Origin of the sequence: Polaromonas sp. YR568 (assembly GCF_943369675.1) — a bacterium.
GTDB lineage: Bacteria > Pseudomonadota > Gammaproteobacteria > Burkholderiales > Burkholderiaceae_C > Polaromonas.
Window position 1 is genome coordinate 1 of record NZ_CALROB020000031.1, and the last position, 14,559, is coordinate 14,559.

Here is a 14,559-nt window from a genome sequence, read left to right on the forward strand (position 1 = left end):
CTTCGAGCACGTGCGGCGTCTCCGACAGGCCCGTCATGAAGATCACCGGGATGTGCGCCATCACGGGGTTGGCCTTGATCTGCCGGCAGGTGTCAAAGCCCGAGAGGCCGGGCATGACGGCGTCCAGCAGGATGGCGTCGGGCGCGACCCGCTCCAGGCGCTGCAGCGCCGAATCGCCGTCGCGCGCCACCAGCACGGTGTAGCCCTCGCCTTCCAGCGTGTCGCACAGCTTGCCCAGGCTGCTGGGGGCGTCGTCCACCACCAGCACCACCGGGCGTTGCTCTTCCGTGGCCTCAAGCATCAACGTCCTCCGTCAAATGATCCAGCAGCAGCTCCAGTTCGCAGCGACTCACAAAGCCACGCAAGCGGGCGCAACTGGCGGCCAGCGCCGGGTCTTCGGCCGTGACGCGGTCCAGCAGGCGGTGCAGGCCGTGCACATGGCCCAGCTTCACCAGGCGTATCAGCCCGGCGCGCGCCTCCTCGGGCAGGCCCAGCGTGCTTTCCCCGGCCCCGCCGGCGGCCAGCGGCGACGGCGAGACCACGGAGGTCACCCACTCGAGCCCCAGGTGGCGCTGCAAGGCGTCCATCAATTCCGATTCGAGCACCGGCTTGCCGACAAAAGCCTGGCAGCCCGACGCCTTGAGGCGCGAGGCCTGGTTCTCAAACACATTGGCCGACACCACGATGATGGGCACGCTGTCATAGCCCCTGTGGCGTATCTGCAGCGCGGTTTCCCAGCCATCCATGTCGTCCATGCTGATGTCCAGCAGGATGGCGTCGGGCACACCGTCCTTGAGGCTGTCTATGCACTCCAGGCCGCTGGCCGCCTCTTTCACGTCAAAGCCCAGCGGCGTGAGCATGCCGGCCAGCATCTGGCGCTGCACCGGCTGGTCGTCCACCACCAGCAGCGTCCTGCGCTTGCCGAAGAAGCCGGCGATCTGGTGCGGCGGGTCGGCCAGCGGGCCGGGGTCGTCGATCTCGCGCAAATACAGGCGCACGCTGAAGGTGCTGCCCTTGTCAGGCTCGCTTTGCAGGGTCAGGTCGCCGCCCATCAGCGCGGTCAGGAGGCCGGTGATGGTCAGGCCCAGGCCGGTGCCGGGCTCGCCGCGGCGGCGGCCCGCGGCGCCGCGCTCAAAGGGCAAAAAGATGCGCTGCTGGTCCTGCGGCGCGATGCCTATGCCGGTGTCCACCACGTCGAAGCGGATCACCTCGCGCCGGCAGTCCACATGCAGCTTCACGCTGCCCGTGTCGGTAAACATCACCGCATTGCTCAGCAGGTTGATGATGATCTGGCGCAGCCGCTTGGCGTCGGCCTGCACCCAGGCCGGCATGCGGCCGCTGTGGGTGTAGAAAAAATCCACGCCCTTGGCTTCTGCCTGCGGCCTCACCATGCTGACCAGCCCTTCGAGGAAGTCGGGCAGCGGCACGGGAATCGGCTCCAGCCGCAAGCGGCCGGCCTCGATGCGCGCCAGGTCCAGCAGGCCGTCGACGAGTTGCAGCAGGTGCTCGCCGCTGCGCTGTATGGTCTGCACGGCGACGCGCGGGGTGCTGGCTAGCGCCTCGCTTTTCAGCAGAATCTGCGAATAGCCCAGGATGCTGTTGAGCGGCGTGCGCAACTCGTGCGTCATGCCGGCCACGTAGCGCGTCTTGGCCTGGTTGGCCGACTCGGCCACTTCCTTGGCGGTCTGCAGCGCGGCATCGGTGCGCTGGTGCGCCTCGATCTCGCGCGACAGCAACTGGTTCTGCCGGTTCGATTCGTCCTGCGCCATGCGCCGGCTTTCGCTGCCCAGCACCACCCACCAGCTGCAGACCGCGACGATCAGCAACAGCATGGCGAAGACTTTCACAAAAGCAGAACGCAGCAGGCCCGGGAGATCGCCCGAGGGCGGGAAGGTCGTCTCCTGCATGTAGACCATGCCCATCACCGTGGCCAGCAAAGCGCACAGCGACAGCATCACCACCATGTAGTGACCGACGCGGAAGTTCACGCGGCTGGACAACGCGCTGGGCAGCAGCTTGCTTAAAAATTCCTCGGCCTGCTCGGCGGCGCGCGAGCGCGTCTTGCAGCGGTCGTGGCAGCGCGACTCCAGCGTGCAGCACAGCGAGCAGATGGGCGCGCCGTAGGCCGGGCAGCTGGCCATGTCTTCGGCCTCGAAAGCGTTTTCGCAGACGTGGCAGCGCACCCTCTGGCCCGGCACGCCCATGGCCTGCGGCTTGCGCGCGACGTAGTAGCGCCCCTTGGTCAACCAGGCCAGCAGCGGCGACAGCACCAGCGCCATGCCCAGCGCGATGAAAGGCGAAAAGGCCTCGGCCTTGGGGCCCATGGCACCGGTATAGGCGAACACCGACACCACCGTCGCCAGCAGCATGGAGCCCAGGCCCACCGGGTTGATGTCGTACAGGTGCGCGCGCTTGAACTCGATGCCCGGCGGGCTTAGGCCCAGGGGCTTGTTAATGACAAGGTCGGCCACCAGCGCGCCCACCCACGCAATCGCCACGTTGCTGTAAAGGCCCAGCACTTTTTCGAGCGCGGAAAAGACGTCGAGCGTCATCAGCAGCAGCGCAATGGCCACGTTGAACACCAGCCACACCACACGGCCCGGGTGGCTGTGAGTCAGGCGCGCGAAGAAGTTCGACCATGCGAGCGAGCCGGCGTAGGCATTGGTCAGGTTGATCTTGAGCTGCGACACCACGACGAAGACCACGGTCGCGGCGAGGATCCAGGCCGGGTCGCTGAAGACGTAGGCGAAGCCCGCCAAATACATCTGCGTGGGCTCCACCGCCTTGGAGGCCGGCAGCTCATGCTGCAGCACCAGGAAGGCCAGGAAGGCGCCGCCCAGCATCTTCAGCATGCCCAGCACAATCCAGCCCGGCCCGGCCATCAGCACCGCGGCCCACCAGCGCCGGCGGTTGGCGTGCGTCTTTTCAGGCAGGAAGCGCAAGAAGTCGACCTGCTCGCCGATCTGCACCACAAGCGAGAACGCCACGGTGGCCGCCGCACCAAACATGAGCGGGTCGAACTCGCTGCTGCCCGAGGTGCGGCCGGTGAGGCCCGTGAAGTCCGAAAACGCCTGCGGGTTCTTCCACAGCACCGCCAGGTAAGGCAAGAGCAGCAGCACGCCCCACAGCGGCTGCGTCCACATCTGCAGGCGCGAGATCAGCGTGATGCCGCGGACCACCATGGGCACGATGACCACGGCGCTGATCACATAACACCAGGCGATCGGGATGTCCAGGTACATCTGCAGCGCCAGCGCCATGATGGCCGCCTCCAGCGCGAAGAAGATGAAAGTGAAGCTCGCGTAGATCAGCGAGGTGATGGTCGAGCCCAGGTAGCCGAAGCCGGCGCCGCGCGTCAGCAAGTCCATGTCCACGCCGTAGCGCGCCGCGTAGTAACTAATGGGCAGGCCCGTGAAGAAGGTGATCAGCCCCACCACCAGGATGGCCCACAGCGCGTTGGTGAAGCCGTAGTTGAGCGCGATGGCGCCGCCTATGGCCTCCAGCGCCAGGAAGGACATGGCGCCGAAGGCCGTGTTGCCCACGCGCCACTCCGACCACTTGCGAAAGCCGCGCGGCGTGTAGCGCAGCGCGTAGTCCTCGATGGATTCGTCGGCCACCCACGCGTTGTACTCGCGTCGAATACGGAAAATTTTCTGGGTGGCGATGGTCAAGGCGGTCTCCGTCAATCGGCCGTAGGGCTGCGGCAACTCACTCCCCAACGTCCCGCAAGAAGTGTGCCCGCATCTGGTGCAGCGCACCAGCAAGGGGGGCTACGTTGATTGACGTATAGGGATGCGCAGCCCTTGTGAACATGATTCACCTGACCCAACCGTAAGCCTTCCTCTTTTTATTGCGTCAGTTTTTTCTTTCACCTTTTCACGTTTTCACTTTTCATCAACCGCAGGAGCCCAGCATGTCCAACGACGATCGCGACCCATCTTCCTTCATCAACCGCCGCCGCCTCATGCAGGGCGTCGCCGCGGCCCTGCCGCTGGCCGGCCTGCCCGGCTGGGCACAAGCCCAGCAATTCCCCACGGCCAAGGTCAACACCACCAAGCTGGCCGTCACCGACACCGAAGTGACCGTAGGCCAGCTGCACTCGGCCACCGGCACCATGGCGATTTCCGAGACGGGTTCCATCCAGGCCGAGCAACTCGCCATCGACCAGATCAACGCCATGGGCGGCGTGCTCGGCCGCAAGATCAAGGTCATCAAGGAAGACGGCGCCTCCGACTGGCCGACCTTCGCCGAAAAATCCAAGAAGCTGCTGGTCAACGACAAGGTCGCCGCCGTGTTCGGCTGCTGGACCTCGGCCTCGCGCAAGGCCGTGCTGCCCATCTTCGAAAAAGAAAACGGCATGCTCTACTACCCGACCTTTTACGAAGGCCTGGAGCAGAGCAAGAACGTGATCTACACCGGCCAGGAAGCCACGCAGCAAATCCTTTACGGCCTGGACTGGGCGTCGAAAGAAAAGAAAGCCAAGACCTTCTTCCTGGTCGGCTCCGACTACATCTGGCCGCGCACCTCGATGAAGATCGGCCGCAAGCACATTGAAGCCCACCTGACCGGCAGCAAGGTCGTCGGCGAAGAGTACTACCCGCTGGGCCACACCAACTTCAACTCGCTGATCAACAAGATCAAGGTCGCCAAACCCGACTGCATCTTCATCGCGGTGGTCGGCGGCTCCAACGTGGCCTTCTACAAGCAGCTCAAAGCCGCCGGCGTCACCGCCGCCAAGCAGTTCCTGCTGACCATCTCGGTGACGGAAGACGAAGTGCTGGGCATTGGCGGTGAAAACATGAACGGCTTCTACGCCTCCATGAAGTACTTCCAGTCGCTGGACAACCCCAACAACAAGGCTTTCGTGACGGCCTTCAAGGCCAAGTACGGCAAGGATGCGGTGATCGGCGACGTGACGCAGGCCGGCTACCTCGGCCCCTGGCTGTGGAAAGCAACGGTCGAGAAAGCCGGCAGCTTCGACGTGGACAAGATCGCCGCGGCTTCCGCCGGCATCGAACTCAAGACCGCACCCGAAGGCTACGTGAAGCTGCATGAAAACCACCACCTGTGGAGCAAGGCCCGCATCGGCCAGGCGCAGGCGGACGGCCAGTTCAAGGTGGTCGCCGAATCCCCGGCCCTGATCGAACCCAACCCCTTCCCCAAGGGCTACCAGTAAGCGAGCGCGCTGGCCCCTACCGGTTCATTCCGCCGTGTGGCGGGGTGAGCCGGCAGGGGCTTTCTTGACTGACGCATTGTTTTTTGATTGACCCGCCGCACCGGAGCCCCACCATGAATCTTTCCGAAATGCTCAACATCGGCCTGATGCAAGGCTTTGCCGGGCTCAGCCTGTTTTCCGTACTGCTGCTCATGGGCCTGGGACTGGCCATCATCTTCGGCCAGATGGGCGTCATCAACATGGCGCATGGCGAGTTCATGACCATAGGCGCCTACACGATTTACCTGTTTTCGCACCTGTCGGAAACCTACGCACCCGGCTTTGTGCAGGCTTACTTCCCGTTTGCCATCGTCGCGGCCTTCATCTTTGCCTTCGCCGTCGGCTGGCTGGCCGAATGGGCCTTCATACGCCACCTCTACAAGCGCCCGCTGGACACCCTGCTGGCCACCTGGGGCCTGTCGCTGGGCATGCAGCAGATCTTTCGCACCACCTTCGGCGCCAAGGAAGTCAGCCCCACGCTGCCCGAGTGGCTGATGGGTTCCTGGGCCCCGGCTGAAGGCCTGGACATTCCCATCAACGGCATGTTCGTGATGGCGCTGACCCTGGTGGTGACCTGCGGCGTGCTGATCGCGCTGCACAAGTCGCGCTGGGGCCTGCGCGTGCGCGCCACCGTCGCCAACCGCGTGATGGCCAACGCCACCGGCATCAACACCAAAAAGACCGACCGCCTGACCTTCGCCATCGGCTGCGGCATCGCCGGCGTGGCCGGCGCGGCCTTCACCACCATAGGCTCCACCGGCCCGACCAGCGGCTCGCTCTACATCGTCGACGCCTTCCTGGTCGTCACCTTCGGCGGCGCCGCCAGCCTGCTGGGCACCGTGGTCTCGGCCTTCGGCATCGCACAGACCCAGTCCATCGCCGAGTTCTTCATGACCGGCTCCATGGCCAAGGTGCTGACGCTGATGACCATCGTGACCATCCTGATGCTGCGCCCGCAAGGCCTGTTCGCCTCCAAGGTTCGGCGCTGAGCTTTCACCTGATTTCCATCTAGACAACCGGAGTTTTTCATGAACAGCCTCAAGCAATGGATAGTGCGCAACGGCCTGGGCAACGTCGCCCTGCTGGCCCTGGTGCTGCTGGTGGCCTTTCCCCTCGCGCTGGATTTGTTCCGCCTCAACCTCGTGGGCAAATACCTCAGTTATTCCTTCGTCGCGCTGGGCCTGGTGATGCTGTGGGGCTACGGCGGCGTGCTGAGCCTGGGCCAGGGCGTGTTCTTCGGCCTGGGCGGCTACGGCATGGCGATGTTTTTGAAGCTCGAAGCCAGCGACCCCATCACCACCAAGATCCAGTCCACCCCCGGCATTCCCGACTTCATGGACTGGAACCAGATCACCGCGCTGCCGATCTGGTGGAAGCCCTTCCAGTCCTTCCCGCTGACGCTGCTGCTGATCCTGGTGGTGCCCACGCTGCTGGCCTTCATCATCGGCTACGCCATGTTCAAGCGGCGTGTGGGCGGTGTGTACTTCGCCATCATCACGCAGGCCGTGGCGCTCATCCTCACGGTGCTCATCATCGGCCAGCAGGGCTACACCGGCGGCGTCAACGGCATGACCGACCTCAAGACCATCCTGGGCTGGGACACGCGCACCGACAGCGCCAAGTACATCCTCTACTTCCTCACCGTGGGCCTGCTGCTGGGCGCCATCATGCTGTGCACCTGGATCCAGAAAAGCAAGCTGGGCACGCTGCTGCTGGCCATGCGCGACAAGGAAGACCGCGTGCGTTTTTCGGGCTACGACGTGGCCATGTTCCGGGTCTTCGCCTTCTGCCTCGCGGCCATGCTGTCGGCCGTGGGCGGCGCGATGTTCACCTTGCAGGTCGGCTTTATGTCGCCCTCGCTGGTCGGCATCGTGCCCTCCATCGAGATGGTGATCTTCGCCGCCGTGGGCGGGCGCATGTCGCTGGTGGGCGCGGTCTACGGCGCGCTGCTGGTGAACTTCGGCAAGACCTATTTCTCCGAGAGCTTTCCCGACCTCTGGCTGTTCCTGATGGCTGGCATGTTCCTGGGCGTGGTGCTGGCCTTCCCCGACGGCCTGGCCGGTGTCTACACGCAGCGCGTCAAGCCCTGGCTGGCCAAACGGTTTGCGCGCCGCGAGAAGGCCGTACCGCCTGCCGCGCCACCCACGGCGCCCCCGGCCGCGACGACGCATGAAACGCCCACGCTGCCCGCCGGCCTGAGCAGCCAGCAGACCTGAACACAAAGGACACGCCACCATGATCGCCCCCGCCATGAGCCCCAATGACTTTGTGCTGTCGGTCGAAGACCTGACGGTGTCCTTCGACGGCTTCAAGGCCATCGACAGCCTGAACCTCTACGTCGACCAGAACGAGCTGCGCGTGATCATCGGCCCCAACGGCGCGGGCAAGACCACGCTGCTGGACCTGATCTGCGGCAAGACACGCGCCAGTCACGGCCGCATCAAGTTCAAGAACACGGAGATGACCAGGCTGCCCGAGTACCAGATCGTGCGCTCAGGCATAGGCCGCAAGTTCCAGACGCCGTCCATCTACGAGAACCTCAGCGTCTTCCAGAACCTGGAAGTGTCCTTCCCGCGCGGGCGCGGCGTGTTCGGCGCGCTGTTCTTCAAGCGCACCGAGGAAGTCAAGGCCCGTGTGCAGGCCGTGGCAGCCGAGATCGGCCTGGACGGCCAGGTGGACACCGAAGCCGGACTGCTCTCGCACGGGCAGAAGCAGTGGCTGGAGATCGGCATGCTGCTGATGCAGGACCCGGAATTGCTGATGCTGGACGAACCGATTGCCGGCATGAGCGTGCGCGAGCGCGAGCTGACGGCCGAACTGCTCAAACGCATCTGCAAGGGCCGCGCCATGATCGTCATCGAGCACGACATGGAGTTCGTCAAGCGCATCGCCGACAAGGTGACCGTCATGCACCAGGGAAAGATCCTGGCCGAAGGATCGATGGAGAAAGTGCAGGCCGACCCGCGCGTGATCGACGTGTACCTGGGCCACTAAGGAGAAAACCATGCTCAACGTCAACAACCTCCACGTCAGCTACGGCCAGAGCGAGGCGCTGCACGGCATCACCTTCAGCGCCAAGAAGAACGAAACCGTGGCCATCATGGGCCGCAACGGCATGGGCAAGACCACGCTGTTCAAGTCGCTGATCGGCATCCTGCCGCTCAAGTCCGGGACGATTGAAGTCGACGGCCTGGACATCTCCAAGGACGAGAGCTACCAGCGCGTGGCCAAGGGCGTGGCCTACGTCCCGCAGGGCCGCATGATTTTCCCGACGCTGACGGTGCAGGAGAACATCCTGACCGGCCTGGAAAACGCCAAACACAAGCAGATTCCGGAAGAAATTTACGCGCTGTTCCCGGTGCTCTTCGACATGCGCAGCCGCAAGGGCGGCAACCTCTCGGGCGGCCAGCAGCAGCAGCTGGCGATTGCCCGCGCGCTGGTGACCAACCCCAAGGTGCTGCTGCTGGACGAACCGACCGAGGGCATACAGCCTTCCATCATCAAGGACATCGCCAAGGCCCTGAACGAAATCCGCAAGATGCGCGAAATCACCATCGTGGTGTCGGAGCAGGTGCTGAGCTTCGCGATGGACGTGGCCGACCGGCTCTTCGTCATCGAGGGCGGGCAACTGGTGCATGAAAGCACCCGCGCCGGCACCGACACGGCGCGCATCAAGCAGTTTCTTTCCGTCTGATCTTTCGCTTTCCTTTCTTTTTTCCTTTTTCTTTATTCACCACCACAGGAGATATGGCATGACCGACACGCTGATCAAGGTTGACCTGACGAAGTCGCCCACCCTCAATGAAAACATCCACAACCGCTGGCACCCGGACATCCCCATGGCCTGCTGGGTCAACCCGGGCGATGACTTCATCCTGGAAACCTTCGACTGGACCGGCGGCTTCATCAAGAACAACGACAGCGCCGACGACGTGCGCGACATCGACCTGAGCACCGTGCACTACCTCTCGGGCCCCGTCGGCGTCAAGGGCGCGGAACCCGGCGACCTGCTGGTGGTGGACCTGCTGGACATAGGCGCCAAGCAGGACAGCCTCTGGGGCTTCAACGGTTTCTTCAGCAAGAAGAACGGCGGCGGCTTCCTGACCGACCATTTCCCCGAAGCGCAAAAATCGATCTGGGACTTCAAGGGCATGTTCACGAGCTCGCGCCACATTCCGGGCGTGAACTTCGCCGGCCTGATCCACCCCGGCCTGATAGGCTGCCTGCCCGACAAGGCCATGCTGGAGACCTGGAACACGCGCGAGCAGGCGCTGATCGACAGCGACCCGACGCGCACGGGCCTGGCCAACCCGCCTTCGGCCGGCACGGCCCACATGGGCAAGATGACGGGCGCGGCGCGCGACAAGGCCGCGGCCGAGGGCGCGCGCACCGTGCCGCCGCGCGAGCACGGCGGCAACTGCGACATCAAGGATTTGTCGCGCGGCTCCAAGGTCTTTTTCCCGGTCTACGTTGACGGCGCGGGCCTGTCGGTGGGCGACCTGCACTTCAGCCAGGGCGACGGCGAAATCACCTTCTGCGGCGCCATCGAGATGGCCGGCTGGGTGCACATGAAGGTCACGCTGATCAAGGGCGGCATGGCCAAGTACGGCATCAAGAACCCCATCTTCAAGCCCAGCGTGATCACGCCGCGCTACGACGACTATTTGATCTTCGAAGGCATCTCGGTCGACGAGGCCGGCAAGCAGTACTACCTGGACGTCAACGTCGCCTACCGCCAGGCCTGCCTGAACGCCATCGAGTACCTGAAGAAGTTCGGCTACTCGGGCGCACAGGCCTATTCCATCCTGGGCACGGCGCCGGTGCAGGGCCACATCAGCGGCGTGGTCGACGTGCCGAATTCCTGCGCCACGCTGTGGCTGCCGACCGGCATCTTCGACTTCGACATCAACCCGAACGCGTCGGGGCCGATCAAGCACATCGACGGCAAGATCAGCATGCCGCTGTCGCACGACCTGCCCTGACACGGAAGGCGCGCACCATGCCCACCTATGACTACGACTGCCCGCAATGCGGCAGCTTCGACGCGCTGCGCTCGGTCTCCATGCGCAACCAGGCGGCCGCCTGCCCGGCCTGTGGCGGCCCCGCGGCGCGCATCCTCTCCGTCGCGCCCTCGCTGGCACTGATGGAGGACGGCGCGCGCCGCGCGATGGACACCAACGAGCGCGCGCGGCATGAGCCCAAGCGATCGGGCGACTACGCGCGGCTCAAGCACCCGGCCGGCTGCGGTTGCTGCTCAAGCGGCAAGCGCGGCGCCACGCTGACGGCACCCAACGGCAACAAGGCCTTTCCGAGCAAGCGCCCCTGGATGATCAGCCACTAGAAATGGGCTCCCCCCCGAGGCGCCTGCGGCGCTTCCCCCTCAGGGGGCAACACCTGCGGCCTGGCAAAGCCAGTTCCGCGCTGTTCCTGGCAGGAACCACGCGGATGGTTGCGGGGTGCGATTGGCGAAATGAGTTACCCAACTGCAGAAGGAGCACGACATGATTCACGGCGATATTTCAAGCAGCAAGGACACCGTCGGCGTGGCGGTGGTCAATTACAAGATGCCGCGGCTTCACACCAAAGCCGAGGTGGTCGAGAACGCGAACAACATCGCGCGCATGCTCGAAGGCATGAAGAAGGGCCTGCCGGGCCTGGACCTGGTGATCTTCCCCGAGTACAGCACCCACGGCATCATGTACGACAGCAAGGAGATGCATGAGAACGCCGCCACGGTGCCGGGATTTGAGACCGAGATCTTCGCGGCCGCCTGCCGGCGCGCCAAGGTCTGGGGCGTGTTCTCGCTGACCGGCGAGCGGCACGAGGAGCACCCGCGCAAGGCGCCCTACAACACACTGATCCTGATGAACGACCAGGGCGAGATCGTGCAGAAGTACCGCAAGATCATGCCCTGGGTGCCGATCGAAGGCTGGTACCCCGGCGACCGCACCTATGTGAGCGACGGGCCCAAGGGCATGAAGATCAGCCTGATCATCTGCGACGACGGCAACTACCCCGAGATCTGGCGCGACTGCGCGATGAAGGGCGCCGAGCTCATCGTCCGCTGCCAGGGGTATATGTACCCGGCCAAGGAGCAGCAGATCCTGATCTCCAAGGCCATGGCCTTTGCCAACAACACCTATGTGGCGGTGGCCAATGCCTCGGGTTTTGACGGCGTGTATTCCTATTTCGGCCACTCGGCGCTGATAGGCTTTGACGGCCGCACGCTGGGCGAATGCGGCGAGGAGGAAATGGGTGTGCAGTACGCGGCACTGTCCAAGAGCCTGATCCGCGACTTCCGCCGCAACGGCCAGTCGGAAAACCATTTGTTCAAGCTGCTGCACCGCGGCTACACCGGCATGATCAACTCGGGCGACGGCGACAAGGGAACACCGACCTGCCCGTTCACCTTTTACGCCGACTGGCTGCGCGACCCCGAGGCCGCGCGCCAGCAGGTGGAGTCGTTCACGCGGACGACGATTGGCACGGATGAAGCGCCCATGGAGGGGCTTCCGAACCAGAGCAGCGTGGTGGCTTGAGCCAGTTCAGCCTCTCTTCCTGCTTCCCCTCTCCCTCCTCTTATCCCCTCTCCCCCTGGGAGAGGGTTAGGGTGAGGGCCAGCGGCGCACGAAACACCGCCGCGCCACACCCAGGCCGCCAGCCCTCACCCCTGCCCTCTCCCAGAGGGAGAGGGAGCAAGATGGTTCAGCCGCCGGTGGCCTGCGAAATCACCGTCCGCTCAATCACCCGGTCATCCCCCAGCACGATCAGCGCAAACAGCAGCTCATCGAGCTTGCCGGCCAGCGCGGTCTTGCGCGCCAGCAGCGGCGTGGCTTTCGGGTTGAGGATCACAAAATCGGCCTCGCAGCCCGGCTGCAGGTTACCCACCACGCCGTCCAGCCCCAGCGCGCGCGCAGCGCCCGCCGTGTGCTGCCACCACAGCTGCTGCGGCGAGAGCGACAGGCCGGGCTTGGTCTGCCCTTCGCGCCCCACGTAATAGGCCGCGAGCATGGTGTGGAAAGGGCTGAAGGAAGTGCCGCCGCCCACGTCGCTGGCGAGACCATAGGGAAAGCCGATGCGCTCGGCACCCTCGTAGTCAAAAAAGCCGCTGCCCAGGAACAGGTTGCTGGTCGGGCTGACCGCCGCCGCCGTGCCGGTGCTGCGCATCAGCGCGCGGTCTTCGTCGTCGATGTGGATGCAGTGGGCATACACGGCGCGCGGGCGCAGCAGGCCGAACTGTTCATAGACGCCCAGGTAGCTGCGCGCCTCGGGGTAGAGCTTGTGCACCCAGGCGATTTCATCCTTGTTCTCGGCGACGTGGGACTGTATCCACACATCCGGGTATTTGGCGGCCAGCTCGCCGGCGCCGCGCAGCTGCGCCTCGCTGCAGCTGGGCACAAAACGCGGCGTGATCGCGTAACCCAGCCGGTCCACGCCGTGCCAGCGCTGGATCAAGGCTTCGGTGTCCGCCAGGCTTTGTACCGTGTCGTCGCGCACGCCCTCGGGCGAGTTCTGGTCCATCAGGCATTTGCCGGTCATCAGGCGCAGGCCGGCTTTTTGCGCGGCGGTGAACAAGGCGTTGACGGATCCGGTGTGCGAGGTCGCAAAGACCAGCGCGGTGGTCACGCCGTTGCGCAGCAGTTCGGCAAGGAAAAAATCCGCGACCTCCGCACTGTGCCCGGCGCCGGAGAAGCGGCTTTCCTCGGGAAAGGTGTAGTTCTCCAGCCAGGGCAGCAAGCCGTCAGCCGGGGAGCCGATCACGTCGAGCTGCGGGTAGTGGATGTGCATGTCCACAAAACCCGGCGCGATGATGCGGCCCGGCAGATGTTCGGTGGGGACTTCGGCAAAGCGCGCGCCCAGTGCCTGGTAGCTGCCTACGGCCTGAACCACCTGGCGGCCTTGCGCATCGGGGCCCACCACGAGCAGGCCATCAGCCTCGTAGGCGGCCTGGGCGGTGCCGGTGAAATACAGAAGGGCGGCGCGGTAGGCTTTCATGGGGGCTAGGTTACCGCAGCTGCCGCACGCGGCGATATGTAAAAACCGATAAGGGCTATCGTGCGCCGCCCCCGCCCTCTCCCCGGTTCATCCCCTCTCCCCCTGGGAGAGGGTTAGGGTGAGGGCCTGCGGCGCACGAAACACCGCCGCGCCATTGCCAAGCCGCCAGCCCTCACCCCTGCCCTCTCCCAGAGGGAGAGGGAGCAAAACTTTATCCCTCTGCCCCGTAGCAGAGAGTTAGGTGAGGTTTTTCAGCGGCTCACGCGGCAACCATCACCCAGCGAGGCGCGCCACACGCGCACCGAAGTCAAGCCAGGCAGCCGCGCGTCAAGCTTGCGGAAGATGAACTGGCAGAGGTTTTCCAGCGTGGGCGGGCCCAGGTCTTTCACGTCGTCGAGCAGGTGGTGGTCCAGTTCCTCGCGCAGCACGGCGATTTCGCGCCGCACCAGGCCCAGGTCCATCACCATGCCGGTGGCCGCGTCGGGCGTACCGGCCAGGAAAACCTCGGCGTTGTAGGTGTGGCCGTGCACGCGCTTGCTGCTCTCGGCCTCGATGGCGCGCTTGAGCGTGTGGGCCGCGTCAAAGTAAAAAGTCTGGCTGATCTCGCAGCGCATGGGTTCTGGCTTGGGAAGCTTTTTCATCGGATGCCCGTGATCTTGTGGGTCTGCAGGCTCAGGCGCCAGGCCGGGCGCTCCATGCACAGCTGTATGCAGGTTTCGGTGTTGCGCTGGCGCTGCGGGTTGTCCATGGGCTGCAGGTAGCGGTGCGTGAAGTCGGCGGCCTCCAGTTCGGCCAGGTCAAAACTCGGCTGGGGCCAGACCACCTTGAGTTCCTGGCCCGCGCGCTGCACCCAGGGGGCGCCGGCCTTGGGGCTCACGCAGATCCAGTCAATGCCCTCGGGCGCGGCAATGGTGCCGTTGGTTTCAACGGCGATCTGGAAACCGCGCGCGTGCAGGGCCGCGATCAGTTCCGCGTCCACCTGTAGCAGCGGCTCGCCACCCGTCATCACGACAAAGCGGTGCGCTCTGTCGCCGGCCGGCCATTGCGCGGCAATGCGGGCAGCCAGCGCATCCGCATCGGCGAATTTGCCGCCCAGCGTGCCGTTGGTGCCGACAAAGTCGGTGTCGCAGAACTGGCAGACGGCGGTGGCGCGGTCCTGTTCGCGGCCGGACCACAGGTTGCAGCCGGCGAAGCGGCAAAACACCGCAGGTCGCCCGGCATTGGCGCCTTCGCCCTGCAGTGTGTAGAAGATTTCCTTGACCTGGTAGCTCATGGCGCGGCCTTCGCGCGGCCACGGCCGCAGCCCGCCCCAGGCAATGGCCGGTGCGAAACAAGGGATGAAACGGGAG

General features: G+C 64.7%; 13 protein-coding genes. 8 read left to right on the plus strand and 5 right to left on the minus strand.

All coding sequences use genetic code 11. The annotated features are described in order from the left end of the window. Positions 1 to 301: response regulator (locus ACLV8F_RS16760; RefSeq protein WP_411885341.1), on the minus strand; the 301-nt coding region annotated here is incomplete at its 3' end. After that, positions 294 to 3,671 carry an ATP-binding protein gene (locus ACLV8F_RS16765; RefSeq protein WP_411885342.1) on the minus strand — a complete coding sequence of 1,126 codons (3,378 nt, stop codon included), beginning with the start codon at positions 3,669 to 3,671 and terminating at the stop codon, positions 294 to 296. The genes ACLV8F_RS16765 and ACLV8F_RS16760, both read right to left, overlap by 8 nt. Before the next feature lie 242 nt (positions 3,672 to 3,913). On the opposite strand from ACLV8F_RS16765, the gene urtA reads away from it, so the two are divergent. The 8 genes from urtA (at position 3,914) to ACLV8F_RS16805 (ending at position 11,754) form a co-directional block, all read left to right on the plus strand. Beyond that, the gene (urtA, locus tag ACLV8F_RS16770) at positions 3,914 to 5,176 is read left to right on the plus strand and encodes an urea ABC transporter substrate-binding protein (RefSeq protein WP_411885343.1); all 1,263 of its coding nucleotides are present in this window, start codon (positions 3,914 to 3,916) and stop codon (positions 5,174 to 5,176) included. 113 nt (positions 5,177 to 5,289) lie between these two features. Continuing rightward, a complete protein-coding gene (gene urtB / locus ACLV8F_RS16775; RefSeq protein WP_411885344.1) occupies positions 5,290 to 6,204 on the plus strand; it encodes an urea ABC transporter permease subunit UrtB in 915 nt (304 codons plus the stop codon). Positions 6,205 to 6,243: 39 nt separating this feature from the next. Further along, positions 6,244 to 7,431 (plus strand): urea ABC transporter permease subunit UrtC, encoded by a 1,188-nt coding sequence (urtC, locus tag ACLV8F_RS16780; protein ID WP_411885345.1) that lies wholly within the window; start codon positions 6,244 to 6,246, stop codon positions 7,429 to 7,431. A gap of 34 nt (positions 7,432 to 7,465) precedes the next feature. Next, positions 7,466 to 8,209 (plus strand): urea ABC transporter ATP-binding protein UrtD, encoded by a 744-nt coding sequence (urtD, locus tag ACLV8F_RS16785; RefSeq protein ID WP_411885396.1) that lies wholly within the window; start codon positions 7,466 to 7,468, stop codon positions 8,207 to 8,209. Between the two features lie 10 nt (positions 8,210 to 8,219). Beyond that, positions 8,220 to 8,909, plus strand: a complete 690-nt coding sequence (gene urtE, locus ACLV8F_RS16790; RefSeq protein WP_411885346.1) for an urea ABC transporter ATP-binding subunit UrtE — start codon at positions 8,220 to 8,222, stop codon at positions 8,907 to 8,909. A 58-nt stretch (positions 8,910 to 8,967) separates the two neighbouring features. Then, positions 8,968 to 10,197 carry a formamidase gene (gene fmdA / locus ACLV8F_RS16795; RefSeq protein ID WP_411885347.1) on the plus strand — a complete coding sequence of 410 codons (1,230 nt, stop codon included), beginning with the start codon at positions 8,968 to 8,970 and terminating at the stop codon, positions 10,195 to 10,197. Between the two features lie 17 nt (positions 10,198 to 10,214). Next, positions 10,215 to 10,556 (plus strand): zinc ribbon domain-containing protein, encoded by a 342-nt coding sequence (locus ACLV8F_RS16800; RefSeq protein ID WP_411885348.1) that lies wholly within the window; start codon positions 10,215 to 10,217, stop codon positions 10,554 to 10,556. 160 nt (positions 10,557 to 10,716) lie between these two features. Next, positions 10,717 to 11,754, plus strand: coding sequence for an aliphatic amidase (locus ACLV8F_RS16805; protein ID WP_411885349.1), 1,038 nt, complete (start codon positions 10,717 to 10,719; stop codon positions 11,752 to 11,754). A 166-nt stretch (positions 11,755 to 11,920) separates the two neighbouring features. Here ACLV8F_RS16805 and guaD read toward each other — a convergent pair whose 3' ends face one another. The 3 genes from guaD to queE all read right to left on the minus strand — a co-directional run bounded on the left by guaD (position 11,921) and on the right by queE (position 14,483). Next, a complete protein-coding gene (gene guaD, locus ACLV8F_RS16810; protein WP_411885350.1) occupies positions 11,921 to 13,210 on the minus strand; it encodes a guanine deaminase in 1,290 nt (429 codons plus the stop codon). Between the two features lie 251 nt (positions 13,211 to 13,461). After that, positions 13,462 to 13,824 (minus strand): 6-pyruvoyl trahydropterin synthase family protein, encoded by a 363-nt coding sequence (locus ACLV8F_RS16815; RefSeq protein WP_411885397.1) that lies wholly within the window; start codon positions 13,822 to 13,824, stop codon positions 13,462 to 13,464. A 23-nt stretch (positions 13,825 to 13,847) separates the two neighbouring features. Further along, on the minus strand, positions 13,848 to 14,483 hold the full coding sequence (gene queE / locus ACLV8F_RS16820; RefSeq protein WP_411885351.1) for a 7-carboxy-7-deazaguanine synthase: 636 nt from the start codon (positions 14,481 to 14,483) through the stop codon (positions 13,848 to 13,850). Positions 14,484 to 14,559 lie beyond the last annotated feature (76 nt).